We start from the raw sequence: 20,750 nt of genomic DNA, 5'->3' as shown, positions 1-20,750 counted from the left end.
CGTGAAACCTCTCCGGCGGGACGGCGCGCGATGCGGGAGCAGCTCAGATCTTCTTGAGGGCGGTCTCGATGGCGCGGTGGAAGGTCAGGTACGCGAAGTGCATGCCGCGGAGCGTGGTGATCGGGATGCGCGCGTGCACCGCCGTCGCGAGCAGACCGATCACCTCGCCGCCGGCGGGCGCGACCGCCGTCGCACCGACCAGGATGCCGCGCTCGGCGTCCGCGACGACCTTGATCACGCCGCGGGTGTCGGGTCCGTGGATCCAGCCTCGGCTCGAGCTCTCGATCTCGGCCGTACCGACCCGGACATCGATCCCACGGGCGCGTGCCTGCGTCTCGGTCAGGCCGACGGCACCCAGCTCGGGGTCGGTGAAGGTGACGCGGCTGACGGAGTGGTACTCCGCCTCCGGCGGCGACTGCCCGAGGAGGTCGCGCACCACGATGTCGGCCTGGTAGCGCGAGACGTGCGTGTAGGCACCGTGCCCGGTGATGTCCCCGACGGCGTAGATCCCCTCGCCGACGCGGAGCAGCCCGTCGGTGGGCACCGCGGTGTCGCCGGCGTCGAGGCCGACGGTGTCGAGCCCGACGTCGAGATTGAGATGCCGCCCGGTCGCGACCAGCAACCGGTCGCTCTGCACCACGGACCCGTCGGCGAGCGTGACGGCGAACGCTCCGTCGTGGCGCACGCTGACGGCCTCGGCTGCGGTGCGGACGTCCACGCCGTCCGCGCGCAGCGCCGCCTCGACGACCGCACTGGCTTCGGGTTCCTCGTCGACCATCAGCCGCGCTGCCGACTGCAGCACCATCGTCTCGACGCCGAAGCGCGCGAAGGTCTGCGCCAGCTCGCAGCCGATCGGGCCGCCGCCGAGCACCACCAGGCTCTCCGGCAGCTCCTCGACCTTCACGACCTCGCGATTGGTCCAGTAGGGCGTGAAGTCCAGGCCCTCGATCGACGGCACCGCGGGCCGGGTACCGGTGTTGAGGACGATGCCGCGGCGCGCGCGCAGCACGACCTCGCCGTCCGCCGTCGTCACCCGAACCCGGCCGGGCCCCTCCAGGCGGCCGCGACCCCGGACCAGCCGGACGCCGGACTTCTCCAGCCTCTCGGCGTGCACGTGGTCGTGCCAGTCGCTGGTCGCCGAACTGACGCGACCGGCCACGGTGTCCCAGTCCGGACGGACCCGGGCGTCGCCGCCCAGCCCTTCGACCCGGCGCGCCTCGGCGAGAACGTCGGCGCCGCGGATCATCAGCTTCGACGGGGTACAGCCGAAGAAGGGACACTCGCCTCCGTAGAGCAGCTCGTCGACGGCGACGACGGCGAGGCCGGCGCGACCGAGCCGGTTGGCGGCGTACTCGCCTCCGGGCCCGACTCCGAGCACGACGACGTCGACAACCTGCTCCGGGGCACCCGTCATGCGTGTCAGCATGCCGGAGGCGTGGTCATCGGTACGACGGGCCGAGACCCGTCGCTCCCCTCGGGGAGTCGTCAGGCGGTGGCTCCGGAACGGTCGATCGCTCCGAGCACGCCGTTGACGAACGTCGGCGACTCGTCACCAGAGAGCTCACGTACCAGTGCGACCGCCTCGGCCATCGCCACATGGGCCGGGACGTCGTCGGCCCAGAGGAGCTCCCAGACCGCGAGCCGCAAGACATTGCGGTCGACCGCGGGCATGCGTTCGATCGTCCAGTCGGTCGCGTGCTCCGAGATCAGCTCGTCGATCCTCACCGCGTGCTCGGCTACTCCCTGGACGAGAACCGAGGTGTAGTCGTTGGACGGCGCGCCGTCCGCCGTGATCACGCGCTCGAGCGCCTCGCTCGGCGTCTCGTCGCGCAGATCGGCGGCGTAGAGGATGTCCAGTGCCCGTTTGCGGGCCTTGGAACGTGCAGCCACGAAGGTCAGCCCTTGACGCGGCCGAGGTAGGAGGAGTCGCGGGTGTCGACCTTGACCTTCTCGCCCTGGTTGATGAACAGCGGCACCTGGATCTCGTGGCCGGTCTCCACCGTCGCGGGCTTGGTGCGACCCGTGGCGGAGTCGCCGACGACGCCGGGCTCGGTGTAGGTGATCACCAGCTCCACCGACGCGGGCAGCTCGATGAAGAGCACGCGACCCTCGTTGGTGGCGACGATCGCCTCCTGGTTCTCGAGCATGAAGTTCTTCGCGTCCCCGACGATGGTCGGGTCGACCTCGATCTGGTCGTAGCTCTGCACGTCCATGAAGACGTAGTTGTTGCCGTCGTTGTACAGGTACTGCATCGTACGGCGGTCGACCGTGGCGGTCTCGACCTTGGTGCCGGCGTTGAACGTCTTGTCGACGATCTTGCCCGACTCGACGTTCTTCAGCTTCGTACGGACGAACGCCGGGCCCTTGCCAGGCTTGACGTGCTGGAACTCCAGGACGGCCCACAGGCCGTTGTCCATGTTGAGCACCATGCCGTTCTTGAGGTCGTTCGTGGATGCCATGCGCGCGTGTCAGCCTTCGGTCGTCGTGGTGAGGTCGATGCAGATGTCAAAGCTCGGGCGCCCGCGGCCGGCGGGCACAGCCGCCCACTCTACTGAGGCCGCTCGGCCGGATTCGAATCGGTGGCGGGCCGGCACCGACTCCGGGCCGACGCCGGTCGGGGCCGCCTCACACCCGCGGACGGGCCGCCAGATGCTCCAGCGCGAGCCGGTAGCCGTCGACGCCGTGCCCGGCGATGACGCGCTCGGCGTGCGGAGTGACCACCGAGGTGTGTCGGAACTCCTCGGGACGCTGCAGAGGATCGGAGATGTGCACCTCCACGAGCGGGGCCTCCAGCTGGGCGCAGGCGTCGTAGACGGCGTAGGAGTAGTGCGTCCACGCCGCCGCGTTGAGGACGACGGGCACCATCCGGTCGGCGGCGTCCCCCAGCCAGTCGAGCAGCTCGCCCTCGTGGTTGGTCTGACGGACATCGACGTCGAAGCCAAGGTCGCGCCCCCACCCGCGGCACAGGTGGGCGAGCTCGGCGAAGGTGGTGTGGCCGTAGATCTCCGGCTGGCGACGGCCGAGCCGGCCCAGGTTCGGCCCGTTGAGCACCCACACAGGTCGCGCACCGAGCACCCCCGCGCCGAGGTCTCCGCCGATGACGACGTCGTCCGGGCTCACAGGTCGACGTCCGCGTCGGAGCCGGTCACTGCCTCGAACGCAGCACGGAGATGCTCCTCGGAGGGCCCGGCCAACACGATCGGGCGGCCGACGTCGGCCAGCACGATGAAGCGCAGCTGGTTGCCGCGCGACTTCTTGTCGACCCGCATGGTGGCGAGCAGGTCCTCGAAGTCGGCACCCTCGTAGCTGATCGGCAGCCCGACCCGCCCGAACGCAGTCCGGTGGCGCTCGACGAGCTCGGCGGGCAGGCCGGCGGCGCGGTGGGCGAGCTCGGCGACGAACACGCAGCCGATCGACACGGCCTCGCCGTGCCGGATCTCGTAGCCTTCGGCACGCTCGATGGCGTGCGCCAGGGTGTGCCCGTAGTTCAAGGCCTCGCGGCCCGGGTGGGCGCCGGTCAGCTCCGAGCCGCCGGCCTCCTTGAGATCGGCCACGACGACGTCGATCTTGACCTGCACCGCCCGCTCGACGAGCTCGCGGAGCACCGGAGAGGCGGGCACCAGGTCGGCTGGATCGTTCTCCTCGACCAGGCGCAGGATCTCGGGATCGGCGATGAAGCCGCACTTCACGACCTCACCGAGGCCCGCGATCAGCTCCTCGGTGGGCAGCGTCTCCAGCAGGGCCAGATCGCAGAGGACGCCCGCGGGCTCGTGGAAGGCGCCGACGAGGTTCTTGCCGGCGGCGGTGTTGATGCCGGTCTTGCCGCCGACGGCGGCATCCACCATCGCGAGCAGCGTGGTCGGCACGTGCACGACCTTGACGCCGCGCAGCCAGGAGGCGGCCACGAACCCGCCGAGGTCGGTCGTCGCGCCACCACCGAGAGTGACCACGACGTCGGATCGGGTGAAGCCCTCCTCGCCGAGGGCCTCCCAGCACGCGTTGGCGACCTCGGCGCTCTTGGCCTCCTCGCCGTCGGGGCCGGCGAGGACCGTGATGTCGCGTTCGGGCACAGCCGGCGTCGGCTCGGCGAGAGGCCCGACGATCTCCTCGACGAGATGTTCGAGGGAGTCGGGGCAGATGATGGCGACCCGGACGGCGTCGCCGACCATGCCCGGAAGGTGCCCCGCCAGGTGGTGACCGATGACGACGTCGTAGGGCGAGGCGCCGCCGACGTGGAGCACCGACTCCGGCGCGTGGCTCATGTGGTCGCTCCTTGCAGTGCGGTGAGGATCTGGTCGGCGACGGCGTCGGGAGTCAGCTCGTCGGTGTCGACGACGACGGTCGCCACCGACTCATAGATCGGGGTGCGCTCGTCCAGCAGCGCCTTGACCCGGGAACGCACGTTGCCGAGCAGCAGCGGACGGCCGGTACCGAGCCCGACGCGCTTGACGGCCTCGCTGAGGCCGACGCGCAGGAACGCCACCTGATGGTCGGCGAGCAACCGGCGAGTGTCGACGTCGAGCACCGCTCCCCCGCCGAGCGAGAGAACGCCGGTGTGATCGGCCAGTGCCGCCGCGACCGCGGCCCGTTCGAGAGCGCGGAAGTGCTCCTCGCCGGACTCGACGAAGATGTCGGAGATCCCACGCCCGTCGGTGGCCTCGACGTCGGCGTCGGTGTCGCGGGCCGGGACGCCGAGTCGCCGGGCGAGCACGGCCGCCACCGTCGACTTGCCGGCACCCATCGGGCCGACGAGCACGACGACCGGCCCGGAGCGGGGCGCGTCGGTCATCGGTGGCTCACCGGTACCGCAGCGTGTCGAGGTAGCTCTCGGCGTTGCGACGGGTCTCGCTCAACGCATCGCCGCCGAACTTCTCCACGACCGCGTCGGCGAGGACGAGTGCCACCATCGCCTCGGCGACGATGCCCGCCGCGGGGACCGCACACACGTCGGAGCGCTGGTGGTGGGCCACCGCCTCCTCGCCGGTGGTGACGTCCACGGTGCGCAGCGCGCGGGGGACGGTCGCGATCGGCTTCATCGCGGCCCGGACCCGGAGCACCTCGCCCGTCGTCATCCCACCCTCGGTGCCGCCGGAACGTCCCGAGACCCGACGGATGCCGTCGGCGGTGGGAACGATCTCGTCGTGGGCCAGAGAACCGGGTGTGGCAGCGAGCTCGAAGCCGTCGCCCACCTCGACGCCCTTGATGGCCTGGATGCCCATCAGTGCGCCCGCCAGACGCGAGTCCAGACGACGGTCCCAGTGCACGTGGGAGCCCAGGCCTGGCGGCAGGCCGTGCACGACCACCTCGACGACCCCGCCGAGCGTGTCGCCGTCCTTGTGGGCCTGGTCGATCCGCTCGACCATCGCGGCTGCAGCCTCGGGATCCAGGCACCGCACGGGATCGGCGTCGAGGCGCTCGACGTCCTCGGGCGTCGGCCAGAGACCCGCCGGGGCGCGGACGCCACCGAGCTCGATGACGTGGGAGACGATGCGGGCGCCGACGGCCTGTTCGAGGAAGTTCGAGGCGACCCGGCCCAGCGCGACGCGGGCCGCGGTCTCACGGGCGGAGGCCCGCTCCAGGATCGGGCGCGCCTCGGCGAAGTCGTACTTCTGCATGCCGGCGAGGTCGGCGTGGCCGGGGCGGGGGCGGGTCAACGGAGCATTGCGCGCCGATCCCTCGAGGATCTCCGGTGCGACCGGGTCGGCCGACATGACCGTCTCCCACTTGGGCCACTCGGTGTTGCCGACCTCGATCGCGATCGGACCACCTTGGGAGCGTCCGTGGCGGACACCTCCGACGATGGTGACCTCGTCCTGCTCGAACTTCATCCGGGCACCGCGGCCGTAGCCCAGCCGGCGGCGCGCCAAGGAGTCGGAGATGTCGGCGGTCGTGACCTCGACGTGGGCCGGCAGGCCCTCGAGGATCGCGACCAGGGAGGGGCCATGGGACTCACCCGCGGTCAACCAACGCAGCATGGCTCCAGTCTCCCATCAGCTCGTCGACGGCCGCGCACCCTCACCCGGCGACGAGACCGGAGACCACGATGCCAACCCAGGCGCCCAGCAGCATCCACGGCCCGAACGGGTTGTTGCGGCGGTCGATCACGCCGAGCACGGTGAGCAGCAGGCCGCCGATCGCGCCGAGGAAGAGACCGGCCAGCAAGCCGTACATCGCCGCCTGATAGCCGAGGTAGCCGAGCACGATGCCCAGCACTCCCGCCAACCGAACGTCTCCGTAGCCCATGCCGGGCGGGTAGATGAACCACAGCACGAAGTAGAAGCCCCCGACGGCGAGCCAGCCGATCAGCGCACCGACGATGTTGCTCGGGACGTCGTCGAGCAGTGCAGCCGCGACGCAGGCCGCGAGCGCCAGCGGGTAGAGCGGAAGCACGAGCCGCTTGGGGAGCAGGCAGGTGCGCCAGTCGATCACCGCCAGCGCGACTCCGGGAACGACCAGGGGCAGCACGACCAGGAGCGACCACGACGCCCCCAGCGACCAGGCGAGCGTGCCCGCCACGAGCGCGCCGACCGCTGCGGCCAGCGCCGCCAACCCCGGCGTCGCCGCGATGTCGCGGTAGAGCTCCTTGGGCTCGGTCGGCTCGGGCGTCGTCGTCGCCTGCTCCCCCGGCACGACGTCGATCGGCGCGCCGTCCCGCCCCGGCGTCGGCTCGGGAGCTGCGTCCGGCGCCGGCTCGGGGATCGCGGCGACGAGCCGCGGCACGAGGAGGCCGAGGGTGCCGCAGGCGAACGCCGCCAGGAACACCGCCCCGAGAGTCTCGGTCATCGGGTTCTCACCGTGCCGTCCCCGCACGCGCCGCGAGCGCGGCCTCGCCGGCCGCCCGCATCAAGGCCAGCGGACCGGCCTGCCCGGTGAACAGCTTGCACTGGAGCACCGCCTGGTGAACCAGGAGGTCGAGTCCCCCGACGACCACCTGGCCGCGGCTCGCTGCCGCGGCGGCCAACGGGGTCGGCCACGGGTCGTAGAGCGCTTCGAAGACGACGACGGCCGCACCGGCACGCGCCACCAGCTGATCGTCCTGCGCGGCAGCAGGCACGGTCGACACCACGACCTGACCGATAACGTCGGCGTCCAGGGGCGCCACCCGCACGGTCGGCTGGGCCGGGTGCCGGGCGATCACCTCGAGCGTCTCGACGGCGCGCTCGGCACTGCGCGCCAGCACGACGATCTCGCGGGCGCCGAGTTCCACGAGCGCGAGCCCGGTCGAGGCCGCCGTCGCACCGGCGCCGATGATCGTGGCCGCGTCGATCGGGCCGTCGTACCGCTCGCGGACCGCCGCGACGGCCCCGGGCAGGTCGGTGTTGTCCAGCCGAAGCCGACCACGGTCGAAGACGACTGTGTTGGCCGCGCCCGTCCAGCGCACGCGGTCGGAGACGTCGTGGCCGAGCGGCACGACCTCGCGCTTGAGCGGCATCGTGAGGGACAACCCGCGCCATCGGCTCACACCGTCGGCGTCCACCCGCTCGAGGAACTCCGCCATCGCGCCGGCCGGCACGGAGATCGCATCGTAGGTCCAGTCGAGGCCGAGGCTGGCGAACGCGGCTCGGTGGAGCACGGGTGAGAGCGAGTGGGCGATCGGGTCACCCAGCACGGCACAGCGCATCGGCAGCGTCGTCTCTGACCGGGCTCAGCAGCGATCCGACTGCGTCGCGCAGTACTCGTCGAACTCGGCCTCGAGCTGGGAGAACTCGGCCGGCGTCTTGGCGAACTTCGTCTCCGCGGTGCGCAGGTTGACCGTGACGTAGAAGAACCAGTCGCCATCGGCCGGTGCCAGCGCCGCATCGATCGATGTCGAGTCGGGGGCGGCGATCGGACCGGGCGGCAGCCCCTTGGTGCGGTAGGTGTTGTACGGCGAGTCGGCGACCGAGTCGATCTGGGCGATGGTCAGTCGGGCGACCTTCTCCCCGAGGGCGTAGTTCACGGTGGCGTCGATCTGGAGGAAACCTGCACTCGGATTCGGACTCACCTGCTCGAGCCGGTTGTAGATCACGCGGGCGATCTTGCGACGATCGCCCTTGCTGAGCAGGCTGCCCTCGGCCTGCACCATGCTGGCGATGGTCATGACCTGCCGGGTGGTGTAGCCGAGCTTCGCCGCTCTCGCGTCGAGATCCATGTCGTCGGCGGCGCTACGCCAGCGCGCGACCATGTCTCGCAGGATGGAGGTCGCCGTGCTGTCGCCGAAGAACACGTAGCTGCCGGGGAAGAGGTAGCCCTCGGCGCTCCCCTCAGCCTCCGGCGGGAGGCCGAGCGCGTCGGGATCCTTCAGTGCCGCTTCGAAGTCGCGACGCGAGAGCTTGGTGTCGCGGGCGAGCAGCTCGACGATCTCGTCGACGGTCTTTCCCGGAAGGAACGTGTACTGGGTCCCACGGGTGTCCCCGGACACCAGCAGGTCGACGACGTCGGCCGCGGCCATCTCGCTCCGCAAGCGGTAGAACCCCTGCTGGATCCCCGACGAGCGAGGCTCCTCCTTGGCGGCCTCCACGAAGGCCTCGGAGGAGGCGACGACGCCCAGCGCCTCGAGATTCTGGCCCATCGTGGAGAGTGAATTGCCCCCGAAGACCTCGAAGGACACAGAGCCGGAGCCGGGGCCCGGGTAGTCCTCGGCTCCGCCGAAACGGTCACGCAGCTCATCGATCCCACGGGTCACGCCGAGGTAACCGAGCCCAGCCACGATCGCCAGCACCACGAGGATCGGCAGGCACCCGGAGCCGCGGCGCCGGCGGCGCCCGCCGGGGACGACGGGCGAGGGAGCGGCGTGCTCGTCAGACATCCTGCTCCTCCACGAGCTCGCCCGGCGCAACGCCGGTCGCTCGTTCGGTGTCGAGGGCGTGCTGAAGGATCAGCACGGCTGCGGCCTGGTCGACCACGGCCCGCCGCTTGCGGCCCTTGGTCCCCCGGTCGCGCAATATAGCCTCCGCCGAGACCGTCGTCAGCCGCTCGTCGACCAGACGCACGCGCACCGGGGCCAGCGCCCGGGAGAGCTTCCCGGCCCAGTCCCGCACCTTGACCGCCGCCGGACCCTCACCGCCCGAGAGCGAGCGGGGAAGGCCGACGACGACCTCGATGGCCTCGTGCTCGGCCACGAGGGCCTTCAGCCGCGCGACGTCGCCCTTGCCGCGCGACACCGTCTCGACCGGCGTTGCCAAGAAGCCCGAAGGATCGCAGCGGGCCACGCCGATACGGGCATCACCGGGATCGATGCCGAGCCGAACTCCCCTCCGCGTCGTCACCTGGCCTCCGGTCGGCTCAACCGGCCGCGACCGTGGCGAGCACTGCCGCGAGCGCCTCGTCCACACGACCGGTGTCGATGCCCCCGCCCTGAGCCACGTCGGCCTTGCCGCCGCCCTTGCCGTCGATGAACGGGGCGACGGCGCGCACCAGCGCGCCGGCCTCCAGGCCGCGCTGCTGGGCCGCGTCGTTGAGGGCCGCGACGACGGCCACCTTGCCGTCGGCCACACCGAGGACGACGACCACCGCCGGCACACCGCCCGGCATCCGACCGCGGACGTCGAGCGCGAGCGTCCGGACGTCGCCGCCACCGGCGCCGTCGACGCGGTGCGCCACGACCTGCACGCCGCCCACGTCCTGAGCGGCGGCGGCGAGCGCCGCACCGCCGGAGAGCAGCGTGGCCAGGCGCGCCTTCTCGATCTCCTTCTCCGCGGCCTTCAACCGTTCGACGAGGTCGCCGACGCGCGTGACGAGGTCGTCGGGCTGGGTCTTCAGCAAGGTGGTGAGTTGCCCGACGACGTCGCGCTCGCGGGCCAGATAGCCGAAGCCCTCGACGCCGGTGAATGCCTCGATACGCCGGTTGCCCGATCCGACCGACGCCTCGCCCGTGACGACGATCGTGCCGATCTGGCTGGCGTGGTCGACGTGCGTGCCGCCGCACAGTTCGCGCGACCACGGGCCGCCGATCTCGACGACGCGCACCTTGGACGAGTCGTAGGTCTCACCGAACAGGGCGACGGCGCCCCACTCCTTGGCCTCCTCCAGGCTCATGTACTGCCAGCCGACCGGCAGGTCGGCGCGCAGGGCCCGGTTCGAGACCTCCTCGATGTCGCGCACCTGCTCGGGGCTCAGGCCCGTCGTCCACCCGAAGTCGAGCCGCAGGTAGCCCGGGCGGTTGTAGGAGCCGGACTGCAGGGCGCTCGGCCCCAGCACCTCGCGCAGCGCGGCGTGCACGACGTGGGTGCCCGAGTGCGCCTGGCGGGCGCCGATGCGCCACTCGGGGTCGACCTGGGCGTGCAGCGATGCACTCGCAGCGTCGAGGGAGAGCTCGCCCTCCACGACCCGGACCTGGTGCACGACCAGGCCGCGCACCGGACGCTGGACGTCGAGCACCTCCAGGCGCCCCCCGTCGAACTCGATGATGCCGGCGTCGGCGACCTGACCACCGGACTCGGCATAGAACGGGGTCCGGTCGAGCACGATCTCGCCGACGTCGCCCTGCTCCAGTCGCGTCGACGGAGCACCACCGGCGAGGACGGCGAGTGCCCGCGACTCGGTCTCCAGCGTCTCGTAGGCCAACCACTCGGTCGGCCCGTGCTCGTCGAGGATCGCGCGGTAGACGCTGGTGTCGGCGTGCTGGCCCTTCTTCGCCCTCGCATCCGCCTTCGCTCGATCCCGCTGCTCGGCCATCAGGGCCCGGAAGCCCGCTTCGTCGACGCTCAGGTCGGCCTCGGCCGCCATCTCCAGCGTGAGGTCGATCGGGAAGCCGTAGGTGTCGTGCAACGCGAACGCCTGGTCACCGGCGAGCTGTGCTCCCCCGGCCGCCTTCACCTTCGCAGCGGCGACGTCGAAGATCGTCGTACCGGCCTGGAGCGTCTTGCGGAACGCCTCCTCCTCGGCGAAGGCGACCCGGCTGATCCGCTCCCAGTCCGAGTGGAGGTCGGTGTAGGTCTCGCCCATCTTGTCGCGGCTGATCGGCATCAGCTCGGGCAGCGCCGGGTCCTCGTAGCCGAGGAGGCGCATCGAGCGGACGGCGCGGCGCAGCAAGCGGCGCAGCACGTAGCCGCGGGCCTCGTTGCCCGGCGTGACGCCGTCGCCGATCAGCATCATCGAGGAACGCACGTGGTCGGCGACGACGCGGAACCGGACGTCGTCGACCGGGTCGGCGCCGTACTTCCTGCCGGTGAGGGCCATCGCGTGCTCGATCACCGGGAACATGACGTCGATCTCGTACATGTTCTCGACGCCCTGGGTCATGAACGCGACGCGCTCGAGGCCCATCCCCGTGTCGATGTTGCGCTTGGGCAGAGAGCCCGCGATGTCGAAGTCCTCCTTGCTCCGCACCGCACTGAGCTCGTCCTGCATGAAGACCAGGTTCCAGAACTCGAGGTAGCGGTCCTCGGCGGAGAAGTCGCCGTCGGCGCCATAGGCGGGACCGCGGTCGATGAGGATCTCCGAGCACGGGCCGCCCGGGCCGGGGACGCCCATCGACCAGTAGTTCTCCGACTTGCCCAGGCGGGCGATCCGGTCGTCGGGGAGCCCGGTGATCTTGCGCCACAACGCGACCGCCTCGGCGTCGTCGACGTAGACGCTCGGGTACAGCTTGTCCTCGGCGAAGCCCCAGCCGCCGTCGGCGACCGGCTTGGTCACCAGCTCCCAGGCGAGCTCGATCGCCCGCTCCTTGAAGTAGTCGCCGAAGGAGAAGTTGCCGCACATCTCGAAGAAGGTGCCGTGGCGCGTGGTCTTGCCGACGTCCTCGATGTCGGGGGTGCGTACGCACTTCTGGACGCTCGTGGCCCGCACGTACGGCGGCGTCTCCTGACCCAGGAAGTATGGCTTGAAGGGCACCATCCCGGCGTTGACGAACAGCAGGTTGGGGTCGTCGAGAAGCAACGAGGCCGACGGCACGGCCGTATGGCCGGCCTGCTCGAAGTGCGTCACGAACCGGCGGCGGATCTCCGCGGTGTCCATCAGTGGGTGCTGCCTTCCTGGATCTGCGTCACGTCCTGCATCGATTCCGATGTCAGTTCGGCCGGACGGCGAGCGCCGTCGAGCTGGGTGGCCCGCTCTGCGAGCCGATCGCGCAGGTGGAACTCGGCCTCGGCCTTGCCCTGCGCGACCTCGTCGCGGAACATCCGCGCTCCGACGGCGGCCGCGCCGACGCGGTCACGGAGACCGTCGACGGTCAGGGCCTCGGCGACCCGCCGCGCCCGCAGCATGCCGTAGACGCCGGCACCGGCGCCGGCCACGAACCACACCGCGCGGCTCACGAAGGCTCTCCGAGCCCGATGCCGCCGCGCTGGCGAGCCGCGACCTCACGTTGCGCCTGACGGCGAACGGTGCGGCGGTCCTTGCGAGCGCGCTTGACCTCTCGGCGCATCTCGAAGCGGATCCGGTGCCTGTTCTCGGCAGAGAGTGCGCGACGGAGCCCGGCGGCCAGTGAGACCGCGTGCACCACGCTCTCGCGGGCCACGATGTCAGCGAAGAGGGGCGCAGCCACCGTCGGCGCGTCGTCACGCTCGGCCCGATCCGCCGACGCGTCGGAGTCGCCGACGCTGGTGATCGTGTACTCGGTGCGCTCTGCTCCGTGCCTGATCTCGGTGCGCGCGGAGCGCGCCTGAGCGTCCGCAGCATCCAACCGCGCCTGCAACTCGCCGAGGTCACGCCGCAGGATGCTCGTCAGCGCCTGGGTCTCGGCGCGCAGCTGCGCGAGGGCGGTCGCCGTCAGGATCACGATGGCGAAGACGATGGCCAGCGCGGCGAGGGCGCACACGCCCAGCCACACCGGCACGGTCCAGTCTCCACCCACGGTCACTCAGCCTAGAGGTTGGACCCATCGACGGCCTCGATACCCGTCCCAGAGGCGACGAGGCAGCGTTCGGATGCCGCGGATCTCAGTCGGCCTCGCCACGGACGATCCGACGGACCCGCTCCCACCTCTCCTTGATCGCCGCCTCCGCCCCGATCTCCTTCGGCCGGTAGTAGGAGGCATCGACGACCGGGTCGGGCGCGTACTGCTGGGGCGCAATGCCGAACGGATGGTCGTGGGCGTACTCGTAGGTGGTGCCGTGCCCGAGTTTCTTCGAGCCGCCGTAGTGGGCGTCGCGCAGATGGGGCGGGACGGTGCCGAGTCTGCCGGCGCGCACGTCGGCGCTCGCCTCCCCCAGCGCGATGGTCACCGCATTCGACTTGGGGGCGACCGCGAGCGCGATGGTGGCGTGCGCCAGGGTCAGGCCGGCCTCGGGCATGCCGATCAACTGCACCGTCTGCGCGGCGGCCACCGCCGTGGTCAACGCGGTCGGGTCGGCCAGGCCGATGTCCTCGCTCGCCAGGATCATCAAGCGGCGTGCGATGAATCGCGGGTCCTCTCCCGCTTCGATCATCCGGGCCAGGTAGTGCATCGCGGCGTCCGCATCCGAGCCGCGCACGGACTTGATGAAGGCGCTGACGACGTCGTAGTGCTGGTCGCCGTCCTTGTCGTAGCGGACCGCGGCCTGGTCGACGGCGGTCTCGGCCGAGGCCAGGTCGATCCGTTCGACCCCGCGCGCCTGGGCAGCACCCGCAGCGGCCTCGAGGTAGGTCAGCGCCCGACGTGCATCGCCGCCGGCGAGCCGGACGACGTGCTCCAGCGCGTCGTCGTCGGCCTCGACCCCACCAGCGAGCCCCCGCTCGTCGACCAGCGCGTGGGCGATCACCTCGCGCACGTCATCGTCGGTCAGCGACTCCAGTCGCAGCAGGAGACTGCGCGAGAGCAGCGGTGAGATCACGGAGAAGTAGGGGTTCTCCGTCGTCGCGGCCACCAGCGTGACCCATCGGTTCTCCACACCGGGGAGCAGTGCGTCCTGCTGCGCCTTGCTGAATCGATGCACCTCGTCGACGAAGAGCACCGTCTCCGCACCGGTGCGCACCAGCGAGGCTCGGGCCGAGTCGATCGCGCTGCGCACCTCCTTGACGCCCGCCGAGACCGCCGAGACCTCGACGAAGCGACGTCCTGTCTGCTGACTCACGATCGAGGCGATCGTGGTCTTGCCCGTGCCCGGCGGCCCCCAGAGGAGGAGGGACATGGACTGGTCACCCTCGATGAGTCGCCGCAGCGGAGATCCCGCGGCGCGCAGCTGCTGCTGGCCGACGAGCTCGTCCAAGGTGCGCGGGCGCATCCGCACGGCGAGCGGCGCCGCAGCGTGGGAGGCCGACGACAGCGACCCTGACCCGCCCGCCGGGGCGGAGCCGGTCACGGGTGTGTCGAAGAGACCGTCGGACTCAGGCTCGGGCAAAGGTCTTGTTGTCCAGGTCGAACCAGGTGTCTGCGTACCCGGGCCGTTGCTCGAGGATCTCCGCACTCGGGCTGGCGCCAGCATCCGGATTGCCGTGAGCGTCGACGCCGAGCAGACGCGCCGTCAGCGGCTCGGTCGGCGCCTGACCCAGACGCCCGGGGAAGTGACACGCGACCTTGTGGCGTCGCCCGATCTGCAGCAACGGGGGTTCGTGCTTCGCGCAGATCTCCTGAGCGATCGGGCATCGTGTCCGGAACCGGCAGCCCGACGGCGGGTCGATGGGGCTGGGCACGTCGCCCTCGAGACGGATCCGCTCGCGGCGTCCACCGGTCGAGGCCTGCCGGACGTCGGGAACCGCGGAGAGCAACGCCTGGGTGTAGGGGTGCCGCGGAGCGGAGTAGATGCTCTCTCGGTCGCCGATCTCCACGATCTTGCCCAGATACATCACCGCGATCTCCGGGCAGAAGTGCCGTACGACCGCGAGGTCGTGGGCAATGAAGAGGAACGCCACGTCGAACTCGCGCTGGATGTCTTGGAGCAGGTTGATCACCTGAGCCTGGATGGATACGTCCAGGGCCGAGACCGGCTCGTCCGCGACCAGCAGCTTGGGCTGGAGCGCGAGGGCACGCGCGATGCCGATGCGCTGACGCTGACCGCCGGAGAACTCGTTGGGGTAGCGGTTGTAGTGCTCCGGGTTCAACCCGACGACCTCGAGGAGCTCCTGAACGCGGCTGAGCACCTGCTTCTTCGGCACGACGTCGTGAACCTGCAGCGGTGTGCCCACGATCGTCCCCACCGTGTGCCGGGGATTCAGCGAGCTGTAGGGGTCCTGGAAGATCATCTGCACCTCGCGGCGCACCGGCTTCATCTCTCGCTTCGAGAGCTTGGCGAGATCCTCTCCCTCGAAGCGGATCGCGCCGGAGGTCGGCTTCTCCAGCCGCGTGATCAGGCGTCCCGTCGTCGACTTTCCACATCCGGATTCACCCACCAGGCCCAGCGAGCCGCCCGCGGGCACCTGGAAGGACACACCGTCGACGGCCTGGACGTGCGCCACCGTGCGCCGCAGGATCCCGGACGACTTCACCGGGAAGTACATCCGCAGCCCGTCGGCCTCCAAGATGGCAGGCCGGGAAGGATCCAGCTCGGTCGGCGCATGCGGCTTGAGCACCGAGGAATCGGCGTCGAGCAACTCGGCCTCGTCGGCCAGCTCGTCGATGAGGCCGTCGCCGAGCTCGATCTCGGCGGCGCCGTCGGGCAGGCCGTGTGTGACCTCGCTCATCGCGTCTCCCCTGCCTCCGGAGCTACCTCCGGGATGACGAACTGCTCGTAGATGGCATCCGGGTCAGGCAGGTGACATCGCTTCAGGTGATGGGCCGATCGACCAGGTGCGAGCAGGGGAAGCGTCGTCGCACACAGGTCTCCGGGGACGGCGGTGGCGTGGATGCACCGCGGCTCGAAAGCACAGCCGGGAGGCGGTGACAGCAGACTCGGCGGCGTTCCAGGGATCGGCAGGAGACGCGTGGTCGTATCCGCCGTGACGTCGGGGACGCTCGACAGCAGTCCCCAGGTGTACGGCATCTCCGGATGGGTGAGGACCTCGGAGGTGGAACCCTTCTCCACCGCCCGTCCGCCGTACATCACCAGGACCTCGTCGGCGATCTCCGCGATCACACCGAGATCGTGGGTGATCATCACGATCGCGGAGTTGTACTCACGCTGCAGGTCCTGGAGGAGATCGAGGATCTGCGCCTGCACCGTGACGTCCAGAGCGGTGGTCGGCTCATCGGCGATGAGCAGCTTCGGGTCATTGACCAGCGCCATCGCGATCATGGCGCGCTGTCGCATCCCGCCGGAGAACTGATGCGGGTAGTCATCGACGCGACGAGACGGCTGCGGGATTCCGACGCGCGCCAGCATCTCGATCGCCCGTTCGCGCGCCTGCTTCTTGGAAACGTCGTGGTGGACGCGGTATGCCTCCGCGATCTGCGAGCCGATCGAGTAGAAGGGATGGAGCGCCGTCAGCGGGTCTTGGAAGATCATCGCGACGTCGTTGCCGCGGATCGAGCGCAACGTGTGCTGCGAGGCACCGACGACTTCGACACCGCCGACGGTGATCGAGCCGTTGAGGCGCGTCTGTCGCGGGTTGTGAAGTCCCAGCACGGCCATCGACGACACGGACTTTCCCGACCCGGACTCCCCCACGATTCCGAGGGTCTCGCCACGGCGGACGCTGTAGGACAGGTCGGTCACCGCTTGCACGAGGCCGTCGTGGGTGGGGAAACGCACCGTGAGCCCGTCGACGACGAGGAAGGGCTCCTGCTGATCGCCGTCGTTCGACGACGAGACGCCGGTCGAGGTGGTCGGGATGCTCATGACAGTCGGACTCTCGGGTCGATCACGGAATAGAGGATGTCGACGATCAGATTGGCGACGACGACGATGATCGCTGCGAACAGCACGGTGGCGGCTACGACTGGGAAGTCCACCGGTGACCGGAGGGACTGGATGGCCCAGCGTCCGATCCCGTCGATCTGGAAGATCTGCTCGGTGAACACCGTTCCCGAGAGCAGGAAGGCGAAGTCGAGACCGAAGATCGTGATGATCGGCACGATGGCCGCCCGCAGCGCGTGCCGGATGACGACCGCACGTTCCGAGACACCCTTCGCCGTCGCCGTGCGGACGAAGTCCTCGCCCAGCGCCTCGATCATCTGACCCCGCGAGTAACGGGCGTATGCCGTCGACGACGTCAGCCCGATCGCGAACCAGGGAAGGACCAGCGCCCATGCCCACGCCAGCGGATCCTCGGTCAGCGGGTGGTAGGAGGTGTCTTCGAACCACTTCCACTGCAGGGAGAAGAAGATCCACAGGAGCAGCGCGACGACGTAGTACGGGATCGCGGAGATGAACACGCTGACCGCGACGAGACCGCGGTCCATGTTCGTACCGCGCTTGCGAGCCGCGATGGTGCCGAGCAGGACCCCGGTCACCAGGTAGATCGTCGCGCCCCCGACGGCGATCGACAACGTGGCGGGGAGCTTCTCGACGAGTTCCTTGCGCACTTCGCCGCGCGTTCGGTAGGAGATGCCCAGACACGGGGCCTCGCAGGTGAACGTCGCACCGAACTTGATCTCACGGTCGCTGACGAGGCCCTTGGCCCAGATGCCGTACTGATGCACGACCGAGTCGTTCAGGCCCAGGTCCTCGGTGAGGATGGCCAGCTTCTCCGGGGTGCACTTCCCGTTGAGATCGCACAGCGGGCGCGCCGGATCGCTCGGCCCCTTGAAGAACAGCAGGAAGAGGAACATCGAGGTCAAGACGACGACCAAGGCGGCCGATACCAACCGACGCACGATGTAGCCGAGCACGACAAGCACTCTCCTTCAGGCACGTCTCCGCACCAAATCATCACAGCAGGAGGAGACGCATCGACCGGGTGGACGCGAGGTCAGCACCCGGCCGATGCGGTGGGACCGGTGGTCGGTCCGCTGACAAGCGGACCGACCACCGGCTTTCGATCACTGGTTGATCCACATGTCCCGGAACGTGGGGGTTCCGAGGGTGTTGTCGATCGCCATGCCCTCGACCTGCGAGCCGTGGACCTGCGCCACACCGCCGTAGAAGCGCGGCACGACCGGCATGTAGTCCGTCATGATCTTCTGCTCGAGCGCGTTCCACGCTGCGGGCTGCTCGTCGACCGACATGAGCGTCGTCGCGTCGATCTCCTCGTCGATCTCGGGCACGTTGAACGCGGCCTCGTTGGTTCCGAAGCCGACCTCATCGATGTCGGTGGACTGGAAGATCGGCGGGATCCACGTGGCACCGGACGGCCAGTCGGAGCACCAACCGTAGGAGCGGACGTTGATGTCGCCCTTCGGGTCGTCGCGGTCTGCCACGAAGTTGGCGATCGTCGTCGGCACGTAGGTCACCTTGAACCCGGCCTCCGTCAGAGCCTTCTCGGTGACGTCCTTGGCCTTGACGTCGGTGTCGAGGTCGGTGCGGAAGAGGAGCTTCAGCTCGAAGCCGAGGTTCCCGGACTCCTCGAGGATCTCCTTCGCCTTCGCGGCGTCGGTCTCGAACGGACCGTGGCCCTCGACCGGGTTGTACTCCTCACGACCGGGCACACCCGGCGGCATCAGGTTCGTCGCCGGAATGGCGTTCACGTCCGGGATCAGGCCGGCAGCCAGGATCTGGTCGTTGTACGGAACCGCCCACGTCAGCGCCTCGGCGATGGCCTTGTCCGGAACCACGCGCTGGTCAAGTGCGTAGAAGTAGGTGCAGGGCTGCCCACCGAGGACGAGACGCCCGGTGTCCTCGAACTTGCGGAAGTTCTGTGCCTGGACGTCGTCGTAGGTGATCGAGGTCTTGGCGTCACCGGAGTCGTTCAGCATGATCTGGTCGATCTGGTCCGGCTGCAGGCCCGAGGTGAACTCGTAGCCGTCGGGGTAGGCGGTGCGGCCGGGGTCGGTCGCCGGGTCCCAGGCGTCGTTGCGCTCCAGGACCAGCGTCTTGCTGATCGTGTACTCCTTGATCTTGTACGGCCCCGACGCCATCGGACGCTGCGCGTACGCGGCCGGGTCGTTGACCTTCGGGTCGAGCGGGATCGGGCCGATCGCCGGGAACGAGGCGTAGTAGGCGAAGTCCGGGAAGGGCTTGGCCATCTTGACCGTCACCGTGCGGGCGTCCTCGTCGAAGGTCACCGCCTGCTGCGAGGCATCCGGGGTGGTGTACGGACCCTTGTAGTCCTCGCCACCGAGGAAGTACGGGTTGCTGTAGTAGAGGCCCGGACCGTTCGGGAAGGTCTTGCCGTCCATCGACCGGATGATGCCGAAGGCGACCTCCTCTGCCGTGATGTCGTCGCCGTTCTCCCACTTCACACCGTCGCGGATCGTGAAGGTCCACTCGGTGAAGTCGTCGTTGGCGGTACCGAGGTCGGTGGCCAGGTCGGGGATCAGGACCATCTGGCCCGTCTCCTCGTCGTAGTCGTACTGCGTCAGCTGCCGCGTCACGAGGCTGGTCATGATCGCGTTGGTGTCGGTGTAGTACAGGTCGCTCGGGTCGATCGGCGTGGTGAAGCCGACCGAGGTCAGGACCTTCACAATGCCGCCGGTCTTGGCGCCCTCGATCGTGACGGGGCCCTCGCGGTCCGGGTCTTGGCTGTCGCCGGTGTTGCCCAGGCTCTCTCGATCGACGGAGCTGCCGCTCCCGCCGTCGTTCCCGTCGTCGCCGCCACAGGCGGCGAGCGTGAGGAGCCCGGTGGTGGCCACGAAGGCCACAACCGTCTTCTTCAGGCGCATTGTTCGTTCACCTTTCTCGATGTGCAACAGCTCACAGGGACCCGGGTGGTCACCGGCGAGTTCGGGGGTCGAAGGCGTCTCGCACGGAGTCGCCGAGGAGATTGAGCGACAGCGTCAGCAAGGTGATCGCCGCGACGGGGAGCCACAGGTACTGCGGGTAGTCGCTGTAGTACGGGGTCGCGTCGGAGACCATCTTCCCCAGCGACGGCGTACCGGTGAGGCCGAGACCCAGGAAGGAGAGACCCGCTTCGGCAGCGACGAACGCCGGGAGTCCGAGCGAGATCGAGACGACGATCGGCGCGACCAGGTTCGGCAGCAGCTCCTTGAAGAGGATGCGGTGCGTCGGCACCCCGATGACCTCGGCCGCCTGGATGAACTCACGCTCGCGCAGCGAGAGCACCTGGCCGCGGATCAGGCGAGCCAGTCCCATCCAGCCGAACACGACGAGGATCCCGATCAGGGTGAAGAGCTGCGCCCGCGCGAGGTCGTCGAGGTTGCCCTGGAAACGCGACACCACGATGGGCGCGAGCGCGAGCATGCCGAGCAGGTACGGGAACGACAGGAACAGGTCCGTGACGAACGAGATGATCTTGTCGAGCACGCCGCGCGAGAACCCTGCGATCAGGCCGAGCGTGACCCCGACGATCGTGGAGAGCACGGTCGCCGCGAGCGCGACCAGCAGGGAGGTGCGCAACCCGTACAGCAGGTAGGCCAGATTGTCGTAGCCCACGGTGGGAGCGAGACCCAACGGGTGATCCCACGTGAACCCGTGGAACGGCGGGCCGATGGCCGGGAAGCCGTCGTACTCCAGGACCTGGCTGGGCGTCGGCGCCGCCGGGTCGCTGATGTCCCAATAGATGTCGAAAGCGCGCGTGATCACCGGCGCGAAGAGCGCGAGCAGCACCAGGAGCAGCAGGACGACGCTGCACACGATCGCGATCTTGTCCTTCGCCAGCCGCGCCAGGGCGATCTGGGTCGGCGACTTGCCGGCGAGCGCCTTGCGACGCCGTGCCCGGGTCGGCATGCCGCCGTCACCGGCGGGCTCGTGCCCTTGGATGACGTCGCTGGGACCGACGACCGACATGCCCACCTCGTTCGGGCCGAAGCCCCGTCCTGAGTTCTGACCGGTGGCCCGAGACAGGCACCGGAGCGCTACAGCGCCCTCGTGACTTTAGGCGAGCGGACGGGGACGGGCGATCACTCGGCGGTAACGATC

20 protein-coding genes are annotated in these 20,750 nt (G+C 69.7%); all 20 read right to left on the bottom strand.

From position 1 onward, the window contains the following. Positions 1-43: 43 nt before the first annotated feature. Positions 44-1,414: an NAD(P)/FAD-dependent oxidoreductase gene (locus KSO97_RS01460; protein WP_232676034.1), complete on the bottom strand. Its 1,371-nt coding sequence runs from the start codon at positions 1,412-1,414 to the stop codon at positions 44-46. A 71-nt stretch (positions 1,415-1,485) separates the two neighbouring features. Beyond that, the gene (gene nusB / locus KSO97_RS01455; RefSeq protein WP_232676033.1) at positions 1,486-1,890 is read right to left on the bottom strand and encodes a transcription antitermination factor NusB; all 405 of its coding nucleotides are present in this window, start codon (positions 1,888-1,890) and stop codon (positions 1,486-1,488) included. A 5-nt stretch (positions 1,891-1,895) separates the two neighbouring features. Continuing rightward, the gene (efp, locus tag KSO97_RS01450) at positions 1,896-2,459 is read right to left on the bottom strand and encodes an elongation factor P (RefSeq protein WP_232676032.1); all 564 of its coding nucleotides are present in this window, start codon (positions 2,457-2,459) and stop codon (positions 1,896-1,898) included. 166 nt (positions 2,460-2,625) lie between these two features. After that, complete coding sequence (locus tag KSO97_RS01445) at positions 2,626-3,075, bottom strand: type II 3-dehydroquinate dehydratase (RefSeq protein WP_232676112.1); 450 nt, start codon at positions 3,073-3,075, stop codon at positions 2,626-2,628. A gap of 41 nt (positions 3,076-3,116) precedes the next feature. Then, complete coding sequence (gene aroB, locus KSO97_RS01440) at positions 3,117-4,262, bottom strand: 3-dehydroquinate synthase (protein WP_232676031.1); 1,146 nt, start codon at positions 4,260-4,262, stop codon at positions 3,117-3,119. After that, the gene (locus tag KSO97_RS01435; RefSeq protein WP_232676030.1) at positions 4,259-4,789 is read right to left on the bottom strand and encodes a shikimate kinase; all 531 of its coding nucleotides are present in this window, start codon (positions 4,787-4,789) and stop codon (positions 4,259-4,261) included. The genes aroB and KSO97_RS01435 overlap by 4 nt, the downstream gene beginning before the upstream one ends. Positions 4,790-4,796: 7 nt before the next feature. Further along, entirely contained in the window at positions 4,797-5,975 is a 1,179-nt protein-coding gene (gene aroC, locus KSO97_RS01430) for a chorismate synthase (protein ID WP_232676029.1), read from the bottom strand. 40 nt (positions 5,976-6,015) lie between these two features. Beyond that, complete coding sequence (locus KSO97_RS01425; RefSeq protein ID WP_232676028.1) at positions 6,016-6,783, bottom strand: A24 family peptidase; 768 nt, start codon at positions 6,781-6,783, stop codon at positions 6,016-6,018. A gap of 7 nt (positions 6,784-6,790) precedes the next feature. Beyond that, positions 6,791-7,621 carry a shikimate dehydrogenase gene (locus tag KSO97_RS01420; RefSeq protein ID WP_232676027.1) on the bottom strand — a complete coding sequence of 277 codons (831 nt, stop codon included), beginning with the start codon at positions 7,619-7,621 and terminating at the stop codon, positions 6,791-6,793. A gap of 24 nt (positions 7,622-7,645) precedes the next feature. Further along, entirely contained in the window at positions 7,646-8,788 is a 1,143-nt protein-coding gene (gene mltG, locus KSO97_RS01415; RefSeq protein WP_232676026.1) for an endolytic transglycosylase MltG, read from the bottom strand. After that, on the bottom strand, positions 8,781-9,248 hold the full coding sequence (gene ruvX, locus KSO97_RS01410) for a Holliday junction resolvase RuvX (RefSeq protein ID WP_232676023.1): 468 nt from the start codon (positions 9,246-9,248) through the stop codon (positions 8,781-8,783). Before ruvX ends, mltG begins: the two co-directional genes overlap by 8 nt. A gap of 16 nt (positions 9,249-9,264) precedes the next feature. After that, positions 9,265-11,937 carry an alanine--tRNA ligase gene (gene alaS, locus KSO97_RS01405; protein ID WP_232676022.1) on the bottom strand — a complete coding sequence of 891 codons (2,673 nt, stop codon included), beginning with the start codon at positions 11,935-11,937 and terminating at the stop codon, positions 9,265-9,267. Next, complete coding sequence (locus KSO97_RS01400) at positions 11,937-12,236, bottom strand: DUF6167 family protein (protein WP_232676021.1); 300 nt, start codon at positions 12,234-12,236, stop codon at positions 11,937-11,939. Before KSO97_RS01400 ends, alaS begins: the two co-directional genes overlap by 1 nt. Continuing rightward, the gene (locus KSO97_RS01395) at positions 12,233-12,775 is read right to left on the bottom strand and encodes a hypothetical protein (protein WP_232676020.1); all 543 of its coding nucleotides are present in this window, start codon (positions 12,773-12,775) and stop codon (positions 12,233-12,235) included. The genes KSO97_RS01400 and KSO97_RS01395 overlap by 4 nt, the downstream gene beginning before the upstream one ends. Before the next feature lie 85 nt (positions 12,776-12,860). Then, a complete protein-coding gene (locus KSO97_RS01390) occupies positions 12,861-14,201 on the bottom strand; it encodes a replication-associated recombination protein A (protein ID WP_232676019.1) in 1,341 nt (446 codons plus the stop codon). Positions 14,202-14,226: 25 nt separating this feature from the next. Then, positions 14,227-15,336 (bottom strand): dipeptide ABC transporter ATP-binding protein, encoded by a 1,110-nt coding sequence (locus KSO97_RS01385; RefSeq protein ID WP_232676111.1) that lies wholly within the window; start codon positions 15,334-15,336, stop codon positions 14,227-14,229. A 179-nt stretch (positions 15,337-15,515) separates the two neighbouring features. Beyond that, on the bottom strand, positions 15,516-16,613 hold the full coding sequence (locus tag KSO97_RS01380; protein WP_232676018.1) for an ABC transporter ATP-binding protein: 1,098 nt from the start codon (positions 16,611-16,613) through the stop codon (positions 15,516-15,518). Further along, positions 16,610-17,605 (bottom strand): ABC transporter permease, encoded by a 996-nt coding sequence (locus KSO97_RS01375; protein WP_232676017.1) that lies wholly within the window; start codon positions 17,603-17,605, stop codon positions 16,610-16,612. The genes KSO97_RS01380 and KSO97_RS01375 overlap by 4 nt, the downstream gene beginning before the upstream one ends. 150 nt (positions 17,606-17,755) lie before the next feature. Next, complete coding sequence (locus KSO97_RS01370) at positions 17,756-19,534, bottom strand: ABC transporter substrate-binding protein (RefSeq protein WP_232676016.1); 1,779 nt, start codon at positions 19,532-19,534, stop codon at positions 17,756-17,758. A 49-nt stretch (positions 19,535-19,583) separates the two neighbouring features. Next, positions 19,584-20,618: an ABC transporter permease gene (locus KSO97_RS01365; RefSeq protein ID WP_232676014.1), complete on the bottom strand. Its 1,035-nt coding sequence runs from the start codon at positions 20,616-20,618 to the stop codon at positions 19,584-19,586. Between the last annotated feature and the right edge of the window lie 132 nt (positions 20,619-20,750).

The organism is Nocardioides sp. R-C-SC26 (assembly GCF_021246465.1).
Classification (GTDB): Bacteria; Actinomycetota; Actinomycetes; order Propionibacteriales; family Nocardioidaceae; genus Nocardioides.
The sequence above is the reverse complement of the archived record's forward strand: the minus strand, read 5'-3'. Positions and strand labels throughout refer to the sequence as shown.